The organism is Nostoc sp. DedQUE04, from assembly GCF_034530995.1.
Classification (GTDB): domain Bacteria; phylum Cyanobacteriota; class Cyanobacteriia; order Cyanobacteriales; family Nostocaceae; genus Nostoc.
Genome location: NZ_JAVRCA010000004.1, coordinates 113,272 through 132,988, shown reverse-complemented (window position 1 = coordinate 132,988; position 19,717 = coordinate 113,272). Strand labels below are relative to the sequence as shown.

Genomic DNA, 19,717 nt, shown 5'->3' with positions numbered 1-19,717 from the left:
GAGTGAGTAGTACCCACTCCAAGGGGGTGCTAGTGGAAGATTGAAACTTGTGAGTGAAACTCTGTCTTATTCGCGTTCAATTTTGCTAGTGCTTCCAAGCGACTAAAATTGTAGCTTTGAGTTCTTCTGTAAAATGTCCAGACGGCTCAACTGCTAGTAGCGCTTCTCTAAGATCCTTTTCAAATGCTGGGGCGTTATCGCCATAGAAAATTTTCAGAGAGAAGGCTGTAGTGTATAAATAGCCGAGATAGCTATCGACAGTCCAAGATTTTTCAAATAGCACTTCATAGTTTTCTTGACGAGCAAAAGCTGAATTGCCAATTACAACTTCATGAGGAGGATCGAGTGGTTTACGAATGCCTTGTCCTCGTTGTCCAGTCCGGCGTTCTTCACCTAGCCATTTTTTCACTACTCCAACAGCAGCTTGTTTCCAAGGTAGATTGCTTTCCCAAGGATTGTCACCAGTCTGAAGCAGTGCTAATGCACCATCATCAGTTAACAATTCATAAAGGCGTTCAAGTACTAATTCGCGTTCCATCCAGTGGAAGGCTCTACCAATAGTGGCTAACTTAAATTTTCCTAAACTAGAGTCGATGAATTCGGCGCCTTGTTCTAGCCAAGTAATATTATTTGCTCCAACTGCTGCTGCTTGCCGTTTAGCTTCTGCAATCATTTCGGGATCGGGATCGATCGCAACAACTTCCTCAAATTTGGTTCGCAGACCAATTGAAATTAACCCTGGGCCAGTACCTAAATCAAGGAGTCGTCCTTGACCATTGAGATGAAATATTTCGGCTAGTTTATCGAATACAATCGGTGGGTATTTGGTTCTATATTGAGCGTAGCCTTCTGCGGCTCCCTCAAATAAACTTGGGTCGTAGGTAGGAAGTGTTTTGAGTTGAGTCATTGGATTTTAGATTTTGGATTTTAGATTTTGGATTGTAGAGACGCGATTCATCGCGTCTTTAGCTAAGAATATTGCGTGATAACGGGTAATTCATCATTGAGTACCCAATCACCGATCGCCTTCAATTTGTAATCCACAGGATCGTGTAGAGTAAAGGTTCGTAAATCCCGCCAGTAACGGTCAAATCCGTATTTGGTTGCTGTGGCGCGAGTTCCGGTAACTTCAAAGATGCGGTTGGTAATATCTATACCTACACGAGTCGCTAATGCCTTAGATGCGGAAACTGCGATCGCAACTTCTCCCCTCTCCTGATGAGTCAGTTCTACATCTTTATCCCAGGCTGCTTGCACTTTCTCTGCTGCTTGGTCAGCTAGTGCGATCGCAGCTTGAATTTCCACCCAAAAGTCACCGTAATGATGCAGAATATATGGGTCTTGAGTCGCACTATCTACCCCTGATGTAATCCACGGTTGAGTAGTAGTTTTAGTATATTCACGAGCAGCGGCGAAGGCTCCTTTAGTAATTCCTAGATAAACGTTAGTTTTTGTTAGCTGGGCAATAATTCCAAGAAAAGTTGAGAAGGCACTATCATGAGGATTTGGTGGCCCCAAAATCTCATCTTTTTCTACTAGAACATTGTTAAATGTATAACTACCGCTATCAGTGCGACGTTGCCCAATATTATCCCAATCTTGATTAGAAATTAAACCTTCCCTGTCTTTGGGAATTATGAATATGAAAGGCAATTCTACGCCATCTTCCAAAGCGGAGAATACGCGGTAATCTGCAACGGAAATACCTGTACCAAAGCTTTTAACACCATTAACCCGAAAATTCTCGCCTTCTGGGTTAATCTTCAGCCTAGTATCCTTTGTATTAATTGCATTTGCCCAAAATAAGTTATTTTTAGCAGTTTCTCTATAGTATTTTTCCTTTTGGGCTGACGTACCGGAAACGTGACCCAAAGCCGTTAAATTGAGATGATTACCATATAACTGACCAATTGAACCATCTGCTTTTGATAGCTTTCTGACAATTTTTAAAGCATCAATCCAAGTTGCACCAATGCCACCATATTGCTTAGGTACAATCAGTGGCAACAAACCACTTTCACGCAGTTTATTAATTTCCTCTTCTGGAACTCCAGCTTTAGCATCCCGTTCAACTGCGGATTGAGCAAGTTCCTTGGATAGAGAAGTTGCTAGGTCAACGTAATCCTTCGGTTTTGTAATATCTAGCACCATAATCAAACCGTCCTAATAATTCGTAATTCGTAATTCGTAATTCGTAATTAAGGCAAACAAAAATGCTTATGAATATAACCAGTTTCTCTGTGAAAGTGAAACAATGTCTTGTTTCATAATTTGCGATTAGACACAGAATTTAGAGAAATGTAGAGTGGGCCTTGCCCACGCTACAAGTGAACAGAGGAAATGGAACATGGAACGTTGTAATGTCTTTTGTCATTAGTCCTTTGTCCTTTGTCCTTTGCAAATGACCAATGGCTAATGACCAATGACAGTTATTTCTTAGCCGCTAGATATTCGTTTGCGGCTTTCTCAACACCTGTACCTTTGAAGAAGTCTTGATTGAGACTGGTGTACAACTCTAAGGGATGGATTGAGAGGAAGTAGCGGAGGTCTTCTTCGGTAATGATTTCGCGTTCTGCCATTGAGTAGGCGTTGGCTGTAACGGCGGTGATATCAGGCACATCCCAGTGACCGGAATCGGAACCTAAGAAGGCTTTAACGCGATCGCCAAAGGGATTAGCGGCACGATTAAAAGCTTGAGCTACACGGGTATCATCTGATTCTGTACCGAAGTAGAAATGATTCAAGAAGCGATCGCGCACATCTTCTGGTTTCTCTATTCCTGCTAGTTCAAATTCGTCGAGTTCGCCCGGATTTTCTGGAGCTAATAGTTGATGGTGGAATCCTAAACCATCACCAATTTGATCTAAGCGTCCATCTACGAGTTCGCCACCGTAGCAAGTATATAACTCTACTAATGCTTCCTTGTCGATAATCGCAGGATTGTTATTTGACAACAAATGTTGTTTGTTGCGGGTTTCCCAATGCCAAATAATATCAGCGTATAGACTAGCACCCCAAGCCGAACCACCTTCTAAGAAAGCAAACTTTAATTGTGGGAAGCGGCGGGTAACTCCACCAAAGAACAGCGATTTGCATAATGCTTCGGCTGCAAAGGCAAAGTGATTAATGTGATTATACTGAGCGTTGGTGACAGAACGCTGAGTTGTCCAACCTTGGCTAGAAGCGTGAGTTGTGGGTACAACTTTTAGTTCTACGCACTTAGCCCAGAATGGATCGTAATCATACTGGCTATCTAAGCCAAAGTTATCAATCCAAACCACTTCGTTAGCCACTTCTTTGCCGTATTTTTCAAAGGCAGGAATTGGACGACGAACGTAACCAGGAATTTGAATTGCTTTGAGTCCGAGAACATTTACTGCATATTCCAACTCTTCAATCCCTTCTTCGGGAGTATGTAGGGGGATGGCGGCGATAGGTGTTAAGCGATCGCTATAAGGACGGAAAATATCAGCATGGTAGGTGTTAACTGCCCGACAAACAGCCCGCCGCATTTCTTCGTTGCCGATATTCGGGGCCATTGTTGCCAAATTGGGATACACAACGGCAAAGTCTGTACCTGCTTCTTGCAAGCGTTCGTGCAGCAACTTGGGTAAGCTAATGGTAGCCAAATTCAAAGTGTTTTTTGTCGGACGACCCCACCAGTTAGGGCGATTGGTGCGATAAGCAAAACGTTCTTCCCAACTTTGCTTGTACCACTTAAAGCGAGAAGATCCTGGTAAATTTTCTTTGAAACGTTCGACAAGTGCAGTTCCACCAACTTGTTCTAAATAATCCAAGACTGCTGGTTCAAATTCTTGGGTATGTACATCGGTGTCAACGATTGGATAACCAAGTTTTTCCCGAATCTGAGCAGACCTGGTTTTTTGTGGGCGGTCTAGAGCGATCGTCATGATACGTTTACCCTAAATTATTCAAATTGTTTATGGGGATTGACAAAGACACAAGAAACCGCCGTCAAGAATCAATCCTTTGTAGAGACGGCGATTTATCGCGTCTCTTAAACCGAACCGTATTGCCTAGTTTTTAGTCTCTTTTGCAGCCAGAAATTCATCTGCTGTTTTCTCCACAGCCGTACCTTTAAAGAAGTCACGATTCAAGCTGGTGTACAACTCCAAGGGATGAATTGACAGGAAGTATTGCAAATCTTCTTCGGTGATAATTTTGCGTTCTACCATTGAATAGGTATTAGCAGCGATCGCAGTAATATCAGGTACGTCCCAATGACCAGAATCAGAACCCAAAAATGCTTTAACACGATCGCCATAAGGATTAGCTTTCCGGTTAAAGGCTTGAGCTACACGGGTATCATCCGATTCTGTCCCGAAGTAGAAGTGATTCAAGAAGCGATCGCGGATATCCTCTGGCTTGGTAACTCCGGCAACGGCGAATTCATCTAAATCACCTGGTTCTAGGGGAGATAATAAATCAGCGTGGAAACCTAAACCACTACCTAGCCGATCCAAACGACCATGTACTAATTCGCCACCGTAACGGGTATATAGTTCTAGCAATTCTTCGCGATCGATATTGGCGGGATTGTTATTTTCCACCAAATGGTCTTTATTGCGAGTATCCCAGTGCCAAATCAAATCGGTGTACAAACTAGCACCCCAAGCTGCACCTCCTTCTAAAAAGGCAAACTTGAGTGTGGGGAAGCGGTGAGTTACACCACCAAAAAATAGAGATTTACACAGTGCTTCTCCAGCCGATGCAAAGTGACCAATATGGTTGTATTGGTAATTGCTAATGGAACGCCGATTGATCCACCCCATACCGGAAGAGTGGGTGGTGGGTACAACTTTCAGTTCTACACACTTTGCCCAGAAGGGATCGTAATCATATTTACTATCCAAGCCAAAAGTATCAATCCAGATGGCTTCGTTGGCTACTTCTTCGCCATACTTCTCGAAGGCGGGAATCGGGCGGCGGATATGTCCGGGGATTTGAATTGCTTTGAGTCCCAGCACTTTCACCGCATATTCCAATTCTGCGATCGCCTCTTCGGGCGTATGCATGGGAATAGCGGCAATTGGTGTTAAGCGATCGCTATAAGGACGGAAAATATCAGCGTGATACGTGTTAGTTGCACGACAAACAGCCCGCCGCATTTCTTCATTACCGATGTGTGGTGCCATCGTTGCCAAGTTAGGGTACACAACAGCAAAGTCTGTACCAGCTTCTTGTAAGCGTTCGTGTAACAATTTTGGCAAACTAATGGTAGCTAAATTTAGGGGATCGTTAGTGGGACGAGTCCAGAAAGGAGGGCGGGCGGTGCGGTAAGTGCGGCGTTCATCCCAAGATTGCTTGAACCATTTAGAACGAGATGCACCGGGTAAGTGTTCTTGAAAACGCTGTGCGATCGCAGTTCCAGCAACTTGCTCTAAATAGTCCAAGAATGCTGGTGGAAATTCTTGGGTATGTACATCAGTGTCGATGATGGGATAACCCAGCTTTTCCCGAATTTGAGCAGACTTAGTTTTTCTGGGACGGTCTAATGCAATAGTCATAGGTTCTACCTTATTTTTCAATTGGATTGGGTAGATAGTACTGATTAAGAAGGTTGTCTACTTTCTTCTTACCAGCATTTTTTTGAAGAAGTTGGGATTTTATTTACATATAATGTGGCGAGATTAGTAAAGATAAAATCTTGATAATCAGCTTTACCGATCATCTTCCTCTTCACAAACTTGTAGACATTAGCTGCAACAGCAATAGTCATAAAACCTTCCTCAAAACCGAGGAGTATGATTGTGTAAAAAGCTAAAGCAGATAAAATTAACGAGACTGTTCTTTAGCAACCCAATCTGTTAATTTAAAGTCCGATTTTGCTAAACCCTGCGAGACTAAAAATTTCTTTGTTCCCTCTAAAAGTTTCACTCCGTCGGCTGGTAATGGTTCTTCTGAAACCTGTTTGAGTGGGTACGATACTTTAATAATATCGATAGGGTATTTAGTAGTTTGAGCGTGATACTGATAATATTCTTCAGAATTAGCTTTTAAATCCTTAGCTGCTTCTGTGAGAATTGCATTAAATTTCTGCGGAAAATCAGGCTGTTTCGCCAAAAAGCTTTCGGTTGCGACAACTAATGATGTCCCTGACAAACCCTGATGATTTGCCGAAGAATCAATCACTGGAAACCCTTGTGATTTCAGAAAAGGCCCGAGATCGCTGGAAGTTGCATAAGCAGCTACATCACCACGTTCTAAAGCCGCTTTTGCCTCAGTAGTCATTAAGTGAACAACTTTTACATCTTTGGCAATTTTAGCTTCAGCTAATAGACCCAGCAGGTATCTATGCATATAAGAGCCTTTTTGGGTAGCTATTTTTTGACCTTTCAGTTCAGCGAGCGATCGCGCACCATTTTTTTTCGCCACTAACCAGGCGGTTGTATTAAATTGAGTAATTCGCAGCAGTCGCGTTTCCTGACCCCTTGCTCTCAAAATTATGGCTGGTGTATCGCCTAAAGAACCAACATCTAGCTGTCCAGCAACAAGCGCCTCATTTAGATCCGGCCCGTTAGGAAATCTTGCAAAAGTAATGTTTTTAAATCCTGCTTTTTGCAACTCCCGATCTAAAATTCCTTTTTTCTTTGCCCAACCAAGTGGCCCTGTCGGTGCTGAACTACCTACATAACCTATACGTAGTGTAGAAATATTATTGGATGCAGCAACAGTGTTATTGACATTAACAGCCTCAATGGATTGAGCAGATTTAGTTTCGCCTTGGCTACATCCTGTAGTAACTAAGAGTAGGATACAAGCCACAGAGGTTGATAATCTGGAAGTAAATTTATTTTTACTAATAGAACCTGTTACTACTGAAAACGACAGCATAACTTTTTTCTCCGCCGTACTATACGCGGTGTACAACTTTCTCTCAGACCTAACCCCCAACCCCTTCCCTTCTAGGGAAGGGGAGCAGGAATCAAAGCCTCTCTACCTGCGGGGGAGAGGAATGGAAGCGGGGTTCTAAGGATAAGTTGCACATCGCGTTACTATTTCATCTGCTTCAAAATTTGGAATGTTTCATCGGCTTTTGCTGTTGAGGTGCGTTTATGTCCCCAACCAACATTTTCCCGGTAACTACCCAGTAGCCCTACTTCTGCCAATTCTGCCTCGTTGACTGAAGTCGTCACATCGCTTTCTGGTGCAACATAAAGAGCATCAACTGGACAATACAACTCGCACATATAACAGGTTTGGCAGTCACTCTGTCGAGCAATGGTTGGCGGTGCATCAGGTACGCGGTCAAATACGTTGGTTGGGCAAATATTCACGCAGATATTACATTTTATGCACCGCGACTCGCTGACCAACTCAATCACACTGCTGCTCCTATTTTGGATTTTAGATTTTGGACTTCGACTTCGCTCAGTCGAGCGATTTTGGATTGGAAAATATCTTCTGCATTCAGTAAAGGCTGAGTTTTTACCCAGACTCGATCTAATCCGCCACTAATCAAGTGATGTTGCTGGTTAGCATCAAGTTCTGGATAGTCTTGATGTTTGTGCATACCACGAGTTTCTTTACGTTCAATGGCACTGCTGTACATCCATCGCGCTGTGGCTACCATTGCCGCAGCTTCTCGCGCCCTGGGAAGCTCTTTCTCTGATGTTACCTGGCTACTGCGAAGTTCTTGCCAAAGATGATTTAGCTTACTCAAAGACTCGGTTAAGCCTTGTTCTGTACGGAAATAGTTCTTTTCGTAGGGGAATACTTCAGCTTGGACTGCTTGAATAATTTCGTCAGTTGCTAAGGAGCGATCGCTCCCACTCTCTAATACTACCTCTCCAACACCCTTAACTTGTCGTTGAGTTTTCTGTTCTCCCAAACTACGAGCATATTCAGCAGCCGATTTCCCTGACCAATAGCCAGAAGATATTGCCCAAGCCGCGTTGTGACTACCACCGCCAGTAAATCCACCACAAATCAGTTCCCGTGTAGCGGCATCTCCTGCTGCATAGAGTCCCCGCACAGAACTGGCACAACTTTCATCTACAATCCGAATTCCCCCCGTACCGCGTACAGTTCCTTCTAAGCGTAGGGTAACAGGAAAACGTTGGGTAAAGGGATCGATACCTGCACGGTCAAAAGGTAAAAAGAAGTTGGGCTGTGCTAAACGCATGGATGGCCGCATTGATTCCGCCGCTTTGTCTATGATGGCGTAAACTGGCTGTTGCAGCAATGTCTGAGCTATTACTGAACGTCTATGAGAACTTGCCCCCGGAATCACAGTACCGTCTTCGTAGGTGAAAGTTGCCCAATTATAAAACAGGGTTTTGGTAACTGAAGAAAAGGCGGGAGAGATGCCATAAGCATTGGAAAATTCCATACCCGACATCTCAGCTCCGGCTTCTGCCGCCATCAGATAACCATCCCCCGTCAGGACGTTGCATCCTAACGCTTTACTCAAGAATGCACAGCCACCTGTGGCGATAATTGTGGACTGCGATCGCACTATCCATTTCTCACCAGTTTGACGGTTTACACCTGTTGCACCAGCAACAGCACCATCGTCATCAACCAGTAATTCTAAGGCGGGGCTGTTGTCTAAAATCTTGACCCCAGCGCGTTGAATTTGCCGCCGCATCAGCCGCATATACTCCGGCCCTTGCAGCGATCGCCGGTAGGGTTTACCTTCATCGTCGGTAGGGAAGGGATAACCCCACTCTGCTAACTGATTGACGTTTGCATAGGTCTGATCCAGTACTCGATCCATCCAGTTGCGATCGGATAAAAACCCACCTAACGATTCCCGACTTGCCTTTGCTGTTTCTCTTGCTTCGGGATCGGGTGGCACGTACCACACACCATTTCCAGATGCAGCAGCGCATCCAGTTGTGCCGCAATATCCTTTGTCCACCAAGACAACTTTAGCTCCACTTGATGCAGCACTCCATGCCGCCCAAGTTCCAGCCGGCCCACCTCCAATCACAAGTACATCTGCTTCTAAGTCGAGTTCAAAATCGTTTGTTAACGTCTTTAGCATCTACCATTTCCCTCCATCAATAAACTCTTAAGCATCAAGTCTTCACCCCATCCATGCTGCAAAATAAATATTTAAAAATCTAGAAATTGCGATCGCTTAATACAGGTTCTATAGCACAAGCCTTGGTGGTTAGGACATCAACAGACGATAAAACTTAGATACAAAAAGGCTTTTCACCCAGTCCCCAGTCCCTTGCTATAACTAGCTTGACATTAATTAAATACTTTATCTTGATCGATAAACCGTAGTTTTTGACTTAATAAAGTCTTTCACAGTTTTCGGCAAAAAGCAAGTATTTTACCAAACAACTTCAAACGTAAATTTATGTAAAATCAACGGAATTATCTTTCTCAAGAACTTGCTTTGTAACGTCTTTTGTGTAGTGGTCGAATTTTAGTTCATAAGATACTTAAATTCGATAAGTTTGCCATAGTTTAATAAATTTTTCTAAACGGTTTTGTCTAGATAGAAAAGACACGAAATTGAATTGTCTTTGTCTTGCGGCACTAACATTCGCTCCCTTAAGACTCAAGAATCCCCGGACTTTTGATTAAACGAATGTAAGTCCTGTTTTTATTCAGTCCGGGGAGTGCCATTCGGTTAAAACCTAAAGACAGTACGAACCCAAGCAAATAAACTATCAGGATTGCTGGAATCCGAATCAGGTGCAGTAATCCAGATCAAACCTGGCGTAACCTCAATATTATCTCCGATTTTATATTGGTAGAATGCTTCAACGTGCAGAGAAGTATCTCTGTCCGCTTGTCCTAGACCTTTTCCCAAATTTATATTATTACTAAGACTGATGAGTTTTGGCTCCATACCAACTAAAATCCCCCCTAAAGCACCTTCACTAAAAAGATCCGGGAATGCCAGTCCTACCGCCCAATCCATAGCTTCACCATTTCCGCGCCCCAAATAGGTGTGTACCCCATAACTTATCCACCCATTGATTGCCAACTTGGAATTAACTTGATAGAACGCCTGTAAGCCATAAAGGTTGCCTAGAGTTGCTACTCCATCCACAGTGCTGTTTACCAGGTTACTCCCGACTGCTGGGCCGAAATTTGTCCCGCTAAAACCTATTGTCCTTGGTGGGCTATAGGTATTAACGTAAGTTGCAGCTACCCGAAAATTCCGATTACCAGAGTAGTATATTAACTGTGCTAAAGCTAAATATCTGCCTGTAAATAAGCCATTATTAAGTGTCGGATTACCACCGTTTGGTGCGCTATACGCTATCCCGAATTGAAGCTGTTTGCCCAATCCCTGGAGTACAGCAATTCCAGGGCCGCTATCTCCATAGTTATAGACCAAAGACCGCCGTGAAAACCGTGAAATCCCATTAGCACCAGTCGCAGAAGACGATTCAAAATATGGGTTAATGGGGCCAGAAAGACCGATCTCACTAGCTCCGTCAGACAAGGGATAAATGTTGACTTGGGTATTTGGAAAAGGTAGAAACCGATAGCGAACACCACTGAGAATAAGAGTGTTGCGTGGAAAACTAATATTGGCGTTATCAGCAGTTCTCCCCTCATAAGTTCCCAATAATCCACCTGTTGGATTTAGCTGAGTAGGTGGTGCTTGTCCCAATGATTCAATATTTCCACCTCCTATTGTTATACCTAGTGAATCTTTACCGTTAAAACTAGTGTTTAACCGTAGAGTCGTTGAGCCTTGAAGTGTGAGATTGTTAGGTGCTGGTCTCTTAGTGATGACATTATTACCCGCCAGAAGTTCGCCAGCAACAATCTGAACTCGACCTATAAGTTTGGTTGTGGTCGTAAACTGAGTTGATTCTAACTTCGCATTTCGTGCTTCCAGACTATCTACGCGTCCCCGAAGTTGAGCGAGTTCTGGAGAAAATTGTTCTTGTAGTTTTTTGATGGTATCCAAGTCTTCGCGTTTGACTAAATCTGTCGTTGAAGTCGCTATTAGTTCATTGAGGCGATCTAAAGCTGCATTCAACCCAGCGGCAAATTCATAGCGCGTTAGGGAGCGATCGCCTTTAAATGTACCATCTGTATATCCTGCAATTACACCGTAGCGCTCAACTAGAGACTGTAATGCTTGAAATGCCCAATCTGTCGGCTTAATATCTGATAGTTGCGAGACGGATGTAACTTGCCCTGCTGCATTATTTGGAGCTTTTTTGTTAGTTGGCGGTGCAACTTGCAACAATTGTGATACAGGTATCACTCGATCTTGCAGCTCGTTTGGAGCTTTTTTAAGAGTAACTGGTGCAATTGAAGTGTCTACTGTTTGATTGACAACTGCTTCTGGAGCTTTGTTCTCTTCTACAATAGTAGATACATCAGATTTAGGTAATTCAGCCTGACTTTTAGCTGGATGAAAAACCAGTATAGCTAGAATATCTAGCACTGAAAGCAGCAACACTATGGATCTATAATTCCAGCGAAATTTCGACATGACTCCTTAACTCCTCAACCTTAAAGATGAATAAATTCGCCCTTTATTTGACATAAAAGACAAGACAAATCATTGCTCTAATATTTATACAAAACGATTAGAACATAGATTCAGCAAGGCTTTAGCCGCTAAAAAGAGTGCAAAGTTCTGATAAGTATCAAAACCAATACTAAGTAGTTAAATGCCCAATCCAAAATTCGCAGCAACTAAGAATTCTGACGTTTAAAATAATCCTAAAAACATCTAGAATCAGACAATGACTGCCTTAGCAAGGACTTCTCTACTTTTAAGGGAAACTCAACCACACGCTATATGAAATGATCCTTCTAATACATCCTAAAATCCTTTTTTTGGGTTATGCTGTATAAAGTTCATCAATGGCTATTGACATTGACTCAAGCTTGATTTAGATTCGATTATTTGCCAATTAACATTAATTGAAAACACTATTTTCTAATCAGCTATATTTTGACAGCATCAAGCGTTACTGAAGTACGATACTTCTATCGACTTACCGTACATTCGTAGCATTATCTTTGCATAGAGCTTGGTACAATGCAAGACCTAGTACTTTTTCATCTTTAGAAAGTGCAAATTAGCAAGGTTTCTGTCGATGAAACCAGAAATGAACACTTCAAAGTCGCAAAAAGGCGAGTAATTGACACAAAACTTGTATTCTTCACGACAGCTATTGTTGCAAAAAAAGTGTCATGATGATTGGCATTGTGCGTAAAAACTCAATCTTGTGGGCAGTTATTGTTTATGAATCGTTAATCTATACTGGCGTTTTAAATAATTTCCTGTAAAATGCTGACTATAAACTACGGTAATTCGATCGACCTGCCGTAGGATATATACTTGTACCCTGTCTGACACAAATGCAAATTCTCTGGTTTATTCCTACTGGATCTCATGACGGACGCTATTTAGGCACAGATATTGGCTCTCGTGTTGCCACACCTGATTATTTGCAGCAAATTGCCCAAGCTGTGGATAGTTTAGGCTACACAGGCGCATTGTTACCTACAGGGAGTTCTTGTGAGGACGCTTGGATAACCGCCGCCGCTTTTATATCTGTCACCAAGCAGATGAAGTTTCTCGTGGCAATTCGTCCAGGAATTACTTCCCCAGGTGCGGCTGCACGGATGGCAGCAACGTTTGACCGGATTTCTAAAGGAAGATTGTTGATTAATGTAGTGACGGGTGGAGATCCGGTGCAGCTGGCTGGGGATGGTTTGCATCTTAGTCATGACGATCGCTATGATTTAACCGATGAATTTCTCAGAGTTTGGCGGGGTATCGTCAGTGGGGAAACAGTTGATTTTAAAGGAAACTACCTGGATATCAAAGGTGGTAAACTCCTATTCCCACCAGTTCAAAAACCCTATCCACCTTTGTGGTTTGGTGGCTCATCTGCTGCGGCCAAGCGGGTTGCTGCTAAACATATAGATGTTTACCTGACTTGGGGCGAACCTCCACAACAAGTGGCCCAAAAGATTGCCGAAGTTCGGCGACTAGCGGCTGAACAAGGCAGAACAGTTCGTTTTGGGATTCGCTTGCATGTAATTGTGCGAGAAACCGAGTCAGCTGCTTGGGATGCAGCCAATGAGCTAATTAAGTATGTAGATGAGGATGCGATCGCTAAAGCTCAGAAAGACTTAGCTCAATCTGATTCTGAAGGACAGCGGCGCATGAGTCAACTACATAGCGGTAGCCGAGAAACCTTAGAGATTAGCCCCAACCTTTGGACAGGAATTGGATTGGTGCGGGGTGGTGCTGGTACGGCTCTAGTTGGAGATCCCGACACTGTTGCCGCTAGGATGCTGGAATATCGCAATTTGGGGATAGAAACATTCGTTTTTTCTGGATATCCCCATTTAGAAGAAGCGTATCGCACTGCTGAATTATTATTTCCCCGCCTACCTTTGCAAAGTGAACCTGCACCTTTAACACCACCAGTCTTGAGTTCTGTTGGCGAAACCGTCGCCAATGAAAAATTTGCGAAACAACTCACAAGTGCTTCATGACCTAATAATTAGTAATTTGTAATTAAAGAGTAAATTACTAATTTTGTTGGTGATGCTTCTAGATTCATCCTTTGGAACAATCTAAAATCCCAAATTCCATGACTATTACCTTTAAAAGCACCAAAAGCAAAAACAAGATATCCCTGAGCGAGGTGTTAGACAACCCGCAAATCGAGAAAATAGTTCCTTGGATTGTGCCTGTTACCATATTAATTCTTTGGGAACTTGCTTCTAGAACTGGTCTACTTTCAACCAGGATTTTACCAGCCCCTAGTGGTGTAATCGCTACAGCAATTAAACTTGGCTCAACTGGAGAACTGTTCCAACATATAGGAATTAGTGCTGGGCGGGCGATATCTGGTTTTATAGTTGGTGGCAGTATTGGGTTCGGTTTGGGATTGCTCAATGGCTTTTCCCGTGTTGCAGAAAAGTTATTGGATAGTTCCTTACAAATGCTCCGTACTATCCCTAATTTGGCATTAATTCCGCTAGTGATTCTCTGGTTTGGTATTGGCGATCAAGCTAGATTATTTCTAGTATCTATGGGGGTATTTTTCCCGATATATCTCAATACATTTCATGGTATCCGTAGTGTTGACCCTGGACTAATTGAAATGGGAAAAGTCTATGGATTAAAAACACCACAACTTCTGTGGCAAATTATTTTTCCAGGAGCTTTGTCTTCGATTCTCGTTGGTGTTCGTTTTTCGTTGGGGATTATGTGGCTGACACTAATTGTGGCAGAAACGATCGCAGCAGATTCCGGTCTTGGTTATATGGCAATGAATGCTCGTGAGTTTATGCAAACCGATGTTGTGGTTTTGAGTATTGTAATCTATGCACTACTAGGTAAATTAGCAGATGCTGTTGCCAGAGGATTAGAAACAAAATTCTTGGCTTGGAATCCCAATTATCAAAAGTCATAAATGCTAAGTTCACCAAAATCATAGGTTGAAAAATCATGATTTTAAATGTGGGTTCCTTTTTTCAACATCTCATCAAATAATAAAATTCTAATTGTTCTCAAAAGGAGGTTTTGCAAGTGAGTTCAAATGTACAGGGTACACAACTAAGTATTTTGGATTTGACGAAATCTTTTGGCAAAAAAACTGTTTTAAACTCGCTTAATTTAGAAGTTGAAGCAGGTGAGTTTGTCGCTATTGTCGGACGAAGTGGTTGTGGTAAAAGTACCTTATTGCGTCTTGTGTCAGGATTAGATAGAGCAACTTCAGGTGGAATATTACTTGATGGAGAACCACTACATAGACTCAGCCGCTTTGTAACAGTGATGTTTCAAGATCCCCGCTTGCTACCGTGGAAGCGCGTTATTCAGAACGTGGGGTTGGGCTTAGAAGGTAATTGGCGTGAAAAAGCTTTGTGGGTACTCAATAAAGTCGGACTTAAAGATAGAGCTGATGAGTGGCCTTATGTTTTGTCTGGAGGACAACGGCAACGGGTATCATTGGCCAGAGCGTTAGCCAGTCAGCCCCGTTTGTTGTTGCTAGATGAACCTTTGGGAGCATTGGATGCTCTAACTCGCCAAGAAATGCAGCATTTGATTGAAAACTTGTGGCAAGAGCGAAGATTTACTGCGTTTTTGGTTACTCACGATGTGGAAGAGGCTGTGGCGTTGGCAGACCGAGTGATAGTGATCGATCAAGGAAAGATTTCTATGGATTTACCTGTGAAACTTTCACGCCCGCGAGATCGAAGTAGCGAAGTATTTATCAATATCAGAGAAGCTGTTTTAGAACGAGTAATGAGCAATGAAAATACTCAAGTAAACAACCAGTTATTACAGCTTAGTAGTTGAAATTTAAGCTTTTAGTAGTCAATCAATATTCAACTTGAGGTAGCTGCGGTAAATAGGCTACTTCGAGATTAAAACTTGCCTATAGCAATAGAAAATTATTTGTAGGGACTAGGGACTGGGGACTGGGGAATGGGAAGAAGGAATAAAGGTGTACCTAGCCTCGCAAAAATCAAATATGAGTCCTATATGAACACTCAAAATACCTCCCAACTATCCTCTGTACTGGTCTGGGTAATTCTTTCTATATTTACGAGCTAGATAAACTAAAATATAATCTACATTGCTTTATTGAAAATTAAATAATACACAAGTATCTATTACTTATATTTAATTTAATGATTGTCAAAAAATTAACAAAGGCTGATGCAGAAGATTATAGACAGATCAGATTAGAAGCTTTAGAGAAAAATCCAGATTCATTTGGCACAACATATCAAGAAGAAGTAATTAAAACTATAGAACAATTTCGGGATAGAATTCCAGTAGATAACAACAATTTTATTTTGGGATGTTTTGAGGATAAACATTTAATTGGAATAGTCGCATTTAACCAAGAATCCAGAATAAAACTTCGGCATAAAGCACATATTAATAGCATGTATGTTAAACAAGAATATCGGGAAAAAGGTATAGGTAAACTCTTATTGAATAAATTAATTGAAAGCGCGAAAGCTATTAACGAAGTAGAAATTTTATTACTTGATATTGTTAAAAGCAATTTTTTAGCAAAACAACTTTATTTATCATTGGGCTTTCAAATATATGGAACACAGAAAATGGCGTATAAATTTAATACCCAATATTTTGATTTAGAGTTTATGTATTTACAGATTAAAGAATAAACTTTGAAATCTTACTAAATATCATCATAATGTGTGCCAAGTAAAAATGGCACTTAGTTTTTTGTCAAGCAGAAGCAATTTACAGATATAGCCTTGTAAATAAAGAAGAGGTAATCTACAATGAAGCTCATTTTGCCGCTCGATTTGGTTGCTGACATTGAGCCACATCTACCACCTAATACACAGATTGTACGAGTAGATGTTGAAGGAAATCTAGATGGGGATGCTAGCGATGCTGAAGTTTATTTCAGTTGGTTTTTATCGAGAAGTCCGACACTACATAAAATACTAGAATCAGCACCGGCATTGCGTTGGCATCACGCACCAAATGCAGGGGTGAATCACATCCTGACACCAACTTATTTGCAAAGAGATATTATCCTCACTAATGGGGCTGGAGTACATGGAATTCCGATCGCAGAATTTGTCATTACTTACATACTGGCTCATGCCAAGCATCTACAAGAATTATATGCTTTACAAGCAGAACGTCACTGGAAAAGAGGCTTTGCTATCCAAGAATTAACAGATGCAACCTTGCTAATTATTGGCGCTGGTGGTATCGGTCAAGAAATCGCTGCCCGTGCTAAACCCTTCGGCTTAAGAATTATTGGCAGTCGCCGTCATCCCCAAGAGCTAGCAAATTTTGATAAAGTAGTAGGTGCTAATGAATGGCGATCGCTCCTGCCAGAGGTAGATTATATAGTTATTGCAACACCTCTAACTCCTGAAACCAAAGAATTTATTGATGAATCTGTATTGCGATCGCTCCCAAATCATGCCTACCTTATTAATATTGCTCGCGGTGGCGTAGTCGATGAATCGGCATTAATAAAAGCGCTCACAGAAGGTTGGATTGCAGGTGCAGCATTAGACACAGTTAACTCAGAACCGTTACCACCAGAAAGCCCTTTGTGGTCACTTCCTAACATCTTTATCACTCCTCATACTTCCGGTCATTCACCCAAGAGTAAACAGCGTTCAATAGCTCTATTTATCGACAATCTAAAGCGTTACCAAGCTGGTCAGCCATTACGAAATGTAGTAGATAAAGAAGCAGGATACTAAACATTGGGTATTGGGCATTGGGCATTGGGCATTGGGCATTGGGCATTGGGAATTGGTAAAGAATTTAACTTTTAATCTTCTGTCTTTCTGCCCTAATACCCAGTCCCTTTGAAAATTCAAAATGAAATGGAAGACTAACAAATGGTGAAACTAATTTTACCCGATCATCTCATTGCAGATATAGAGCCACACCTACCATCTAATATCGATGTAGTAGAGGTGGATAGTGAAGGTAATCTCGATGGTGATGCCAGTGATGCAGAGATTTATGTCAATGGATTTTACCTGAAAACCTCTACCCTTGACAAAGTATTGACAGCAGCACCCGCGCTGCGTTGGCAGCAGTCACCGAGTGCTGGCGTAAATCACATCCTCACGCCAACTTTTTTGCAAAAGGACATCATCCTCACTAATGGTGCAGGAGTTCATGCAATTCCAATTTCGGAATTTGTACTGGCATTTATGCTCTATCACGCCAAGAATCTGCGGAAATTGCAAACTTTGCAGAATGAGCACACTTGGGTAAGAGGAGTGTTTCTTGAAGAGTTGGCAGACGCAACTTTATTAATTCTCGGCACAGGAAATATCGGTCAAGCGATCGCATCTCGTGCCAAAGCCTTTGGAGTCACAGTTTGGGGTAGTCGCCGCCATCCCGAACCCCTACCGAATTTTGACAAAGTTGTAGGCGCTGATGAGTGGCGATCGCTCCTCCCAGCCGCAGACTATGTAGTGATTGCCACACCATTAACCCCAGAAACTAAAGGCTCGATCAATGAAGCTGCGTTGCGCTCTATGCGTCAGTCTGCTTACCTAATTAACATTGCTCGTGGTGCGATCGTAGATGAAGCCGCATTGCTGACTGCACTACGTGAGGGCTGGATTGCGGGTGCTGGATTAGACACTGTTGCAACCGAACCTCTGCCGCCAGAAAGTCCCTTATGGTCGCTACCGAACGCTTTTATCACTCCCCATTGTTCAGCCTTGTCGCCACGCCTGAGAGAGCGCATAGCACAACTATTTATCGATAATCTTCAACGCTACCAAAACGGTCAGCCCTTACGGAATGTTGTAGATAAGCAAGCTGGATACTAAATATTGGGGATTGGGGATTGGGGATTGGGAATTGGGCATTGGGCATTGGGCATTGGGAAGATGAGAGACAAGGTGACTCTAATGAGAACTTGCAACAAGTCTTCCCCCATACCCCATACCCCATGCCCAATCACTTAACTTTCAACACAGACTTTCCTAAAGATTGGCAAATAACATCATTTTGTGGCGTATGTATACGGCTGCATAAAACGTCACGGTAGTGACGCTCTAAAGGATTTCTTTTTAATAAACCAGGATTGCCAGTTAGTTCCAAGGCAATTTCTACAGCACGAATCGAGTTTGTTGTGGTAAGGTATTTAACAGCCTGTGCCTGTAATCCTACGTTAGGTTCATATTCGTCCTTGTCAATATCTTGAGCCAAACTATAAATCAATCTATTATTAGCAAACAGCAGTGCTTCTATCTCACCCACGGCAGTTTGGAAGCGTGGCAAAGTTGCCAGTGGCTCTTGGAGATTAGAAGGCGATCGCTCCCAAAGATATTTAACAAGCCAGTCTCGCGCACTACTAGCAACACCCAGATATAAGGCACTCACTGTCAAACTGCCCCAAGTGGAAATTAGCGGATCGAAAGATGGTGCAACTGATATGGGGTTGATATTTAGAGCATACTCTGAGGGAATTGATACATTCTCTAAAATGAGGTCATGGCTGCCCGTAGCTCTCATCCCCAGGTGATCCCAGGTTTCGACAATTCGCAAACCTGGCAAATCGCGCGGAACCAGAAAATTCCCAACTTGTGGTTCATCTTCAGTTGTGCGTGCCCAAACAACAAAATAGCTGAGGATAGGACTGCCTGTGGTGTATTGCTTATGTCCTGTTAAACGCCAGCCCTCTGTTGTTCGTTCGGCAATTGTCGCTGGCAATCCGCCTCTGGCTGGCGTTCCTAGCTCTGGTTCAACACGGGCAGCATTCAGCAGCGCAATGCCTTCAATTGATTCACGACACAGCCGCTTATACACTTCTGGATGCCAGCGACGGCTACGGGCTGCATGAGCATGTTGAAGATAGTGCATTGTCAGTACTAATGCGGTCGAAGCATCGCCACGTGCTATCCCTTCAATCACCCGACAGATAGTTGCCAAACCCAAATCCTGACCACCAAATTCACGTGGAATGGTGAGGTTGAGTAATCCTGCCTTATGCAAAGCTGTAAAATTCTCGAAGGGAAAGGAAGCATCTCTATCGTGTGCCCCTGCGCGGGTGGCGAAATCTTTGGCCAGAGCCTCAACTTGGTCGAAAATATTGGGGAGAGTTTCTAGGCCTTGGGCTACAAAGGTGTTTGGCACTGCTTGCTCCAACTGTGACATAAGTACTCCTTCGTAATTCACTGTACTACTAAATCAGAGATGTTTTTCAATATGGAAGCATCTTAAGTTTGCAGGAATATCAATTTTTCGCACGACACCAGT

At 42.7% G+C, this 19,717-nt stretch carries 15 protein-coding genes; 6 read left to right on the top strand and 9 right to left on the bottom strand.

What is annotated here, in order from left to right; all coding sequences use genetic code 11:
- Positions 1 to 85 precede the first annotated feature (85 nt).
- From RM049_RS04240 to RM049_RS04205, 8 genes are all read right to left on the bottom strand, one after another.
- Positions 86 to 907 carry a class I SAM-dependent methyltransferase gene (locus RM049_RS04240; protein WP_322703281.1) on the bottom strand — a complete coding sequence of 274 codons (822 nt, stop codon included), beginning with the start codon at positions 905 to 907 and terminating at the stop codon, positions 86 to 88.
- A gap of 62 nt (positions 908 to 969) precedes the next feature.
- A complete protein-coding gene (locus tag RM049_RS04235; RefSeq protein WP_322703280.1) occupies positions 970 to 2,151 on the bottom strand; it encodes an acyl-CoA dehydrogenase family protein in 1,182 nt (393 codons plus the stop codon).
- A gap of 278 nt (positions 2,152 to 2,429) precedes the next feature.
- The gene (locus tag RM049_RS04230) at positions 2,430 to 3,911 is read right to left on the bottom strand and encodes an amidohydrolase family protein (protein ID WP_322703279.1); all 1,482 of its coding nucleotides are present in this window, start codon (positions 3,909 to 3,911) and stop codon (positions 2,430 to 2,432) included.
- Positions 3,912 to 4,037: 126 nt separating this feature from the next.
- Positions 4,038 to 5,528, bottom strand: a complete 1,491-nt coding sequence (locus RM049_RS04225) for an amidohydrolase family protein (RefSeq protein WP_322703278.1) — start codon at positions 5,526 to 5,528, stop codon at positions 4,038 to 4,040.
- A gap of 268 nt (positions 5,529 to 5,796) precedes the next feature.
- Complete coding sequence (locus tag RM049_RS04220; RefSeq protein WP_322703277.1) at positions 5,797 to 6,855, bottom strand: ABC transporter substrate-binding protein; 1,059 nt, start codon at positions 6,853 to 6,855, stop codon at positions 5,797 to 5,799.
- Positions 6,856 to 7,016: 161 nt separating this feature from the next.
- Positions 7,017 to 7,346: a ferredoxin family protein gene (locus RM049_RS04215; protein ID WP_322678249.1), complete on the bottom strand. Its 330-nt coding sequence runs from the start codon at positions 7,344 to 7,346 to the stop codon at positions 7,017 to 7,019.
- The gene (locus tag RM049_RS04210; RefSeq protein WP_322669989.1) at positions 7,343 to 9,010 is read right to left on the bottom strand and encodes an FAD-binding protein; all 1,668 of its coding nucleotides are present in this window, start codon (positions 9,008 to 9,010) and stop codon (positions 7,343 to 7,345) included. The genes RM049_RS04215 and RM049_RS04210 overlap by 4 nt, the downstream gene beginning before the upstream one ends.
- Positions 9,011 to 9,610: 600 nt before the next feature.
- Positions 9,611 to 11,443 (bottom strand): iron uptake porin, encoded by a 1,833-nt coding sequence (locus RM049_RS04205; protein ID WP_322703276.1) that lies wholly within the window; start codon positions 11,441 to 11,443, stop codon positions 9,611 to 9,613.
- Positions 11,444 to 12,321: 878 nt separating this feature from the next.
- Between RM049_RS04205 and ssuD the strand changes: the two genes are divergently transcribed.
- The 6 genes from ssuD (at position 12,322) to RM049_RS04175 (ending at position 18,285) form a co-directional block, all read left to right on the top strand.
- Positions 12,322 to 13,470 (top strand): FMNH2-dependent alkanesulfonate monooxygenase, encoded by a 1,149-nt coding sequence (gene ssuD, locus RM049_RS04200; protein WP_322682425.1) that lies wholly within the window; start codon positions 12,322 to 12,324, stop codon positions 13,468 to 13,470.
- A 98-nt stretch (positions 13,471 to 13,568) separates the two neighbouring features.
- Entirely contained in the window at positions 13,569 to 14,396 is an 828-nt protein-coding gene (ssuC, locus tag RM049_RS04195; protein WP_322669992.1) for an aliphatic sulfonate ABC transporter permease SsuC, read from the top strand.
- Between the two features lie 116 nt (positions 14,397 to 14,512).
- On the top strand, positions 14,513 to 15,283 hold the full coding sequence (locus RM049_RS04190; RefSeq protein ID WP_322669993.1) for an ATP-binding cassette domain-containing protein: 771 nt from the start codon (positions 14,513 to 14,515) through the stop codon (positions 15,281 to 15,283).
- A gap of 335 nt (positions 15,284 to 15,618) precedes the next feature.
- Positions 15,619 to 16,125, top strand: coding sequence for a GNAT family N-acetyltransferase (locus RM049_RS04185; protein WP_322703275.1), 507 nt, complete (start codon positions 15,619 to 15,621; stop codon positions 16,123 to 16,125).
- 120 nt (positions 16,126 to 16,245) lie between these two features.
- Complete coding sequence (locus RM049_RS04180; protein WP_322703274.1) at positions 16,246 to 17,193, top strand: D-2-hydroxyacid dehydrogenase; 948 nt, start codon at positions 16,246 to 16,248, stop codon at positions 17,191 to 17,193.
- A 141-nt stretch (positions 17,194 to 17,334) separates the two neighbouring features.
- Positions 17,335 to 18,285 carry a D-2-hydroxyacid dehydrogenase gene (locus RM049_RS04175; RefSeq protein WP_322703273.1) on the top strand — a complete coding sequence of 317 codons (951 nt, stop codon included), beginning with the start codon at positions 17,335 to 17,337 and terminating at the stop codon, positions 18,283 to 18,285.
- A 130-nt stretch (positions 18,286 to 18,415) separates the two neighbouring features.
- Here the strand turns inward: RM049_RS04175 and RM049_RS04170 are convergent, their stop codons facing one another.
- Positions 18,416 to 19,615, bottom strand: coding sequence for an acyl-CoA dehydrogenase family protein (locus tag RM049_RS04170; protein WP_322703272.1), 1,200 nt, complete (start codon positions 19,613 to 19,615; stop codon positions 18,416 to 18,418).
- Positions 19,616 to 19,717: the final 102 nt, after the last annotated feature.

Bases quoted from the DNA above. Each gene is read 5' to 3' on its own strand.
- RM049_RS04225 (WP_322703278.1), bottom strand. From the start codon at position 5,528: ATGACTATTGCATTAGACCGTCCCAGAAAAACTAAGTCTGCTCAAATT.
- RM049_RS04185 (WP_322703275.1), top strand. From the start codon at position 15,619: ATGATTGTCAAAAAATTAACAAAGGCTGATGCAGAAGATTATAGACAG.
- ssuC (WP_322669992.1), top strand. From the start codon at position 13,569: ATGACTATTACCTTTAAAAGCACCAAAAGCAAAAACAAGATATCCCTG.
- RM049_RS04235 (WP_322703280.1), bottom strand. From the start codon at position 2,151: ATGGTGCTAGATATTACAAAACCGAAGGATTACGTTGACCTAGCAACT.
- RM049_RS04180 (WP_322703274.1), top strand. From the start codon at position 16,246: ATGAAGCTCATTTTGCCGCTCGATTTGGTTGCTGACATTGAGCCACAT.
- RM049_RS04230 (WP_322703279.1), bottom strand. From the start codon at position 3,911: ATGACGATCGCTCTAGACCGCCCACAAAAAACCAGGTCTGCTCAGATT.
- ssuD (WP_322682425.1), top strand. From the start codon at position 12,322: ATGCAAATTCTCTGGTTTATTCCTACTGGATCTCATGACGGACGCTAT.
- RM049_RS04170 (WP_322703272.1), bottom strand. From the start codon at position 19,615: ATGTCACAGTTGGAGCAAGCAGTGCCAAACACCTTTGTAGCCCAAGGC.
- RM049_RS04210 (WP_322669989.1), bottom strand. From the start codon at position 9,010: ATGCTAAAGACGTTAACAAACGATTTTGAACTCGACTTAGAAGCAGAT.
- RM049_RS04220 (WP_322703277.1), bottom strand. From the start codon at position 6,855: ATGCTGTCGTTTTCAGTAGTAACAGGTTCTATTAGTAAAAATAAATTT.
- RM049_RS04175 (WP_322703273.1), top strand. From the start codon at position 17,335: ATGGTGAAACTAATTTTACCCGATCATCTCATTGCAGATATAGAGCCA.
- RM049_RS04240 (WP_322703281.1), bottom strand. From the start codon at position 907: ATGACTCAACTCAAAACACTTCCTACCTACGACCCAAGTTTATTTGAG.
- RM049_RS04205 (WP_322703276.1), bottom strand. From the start codon at position 11,443: ATGTCGAAATTTCGCTGGAATTATAGATCCATAGTGTTGCTGCTTTCA.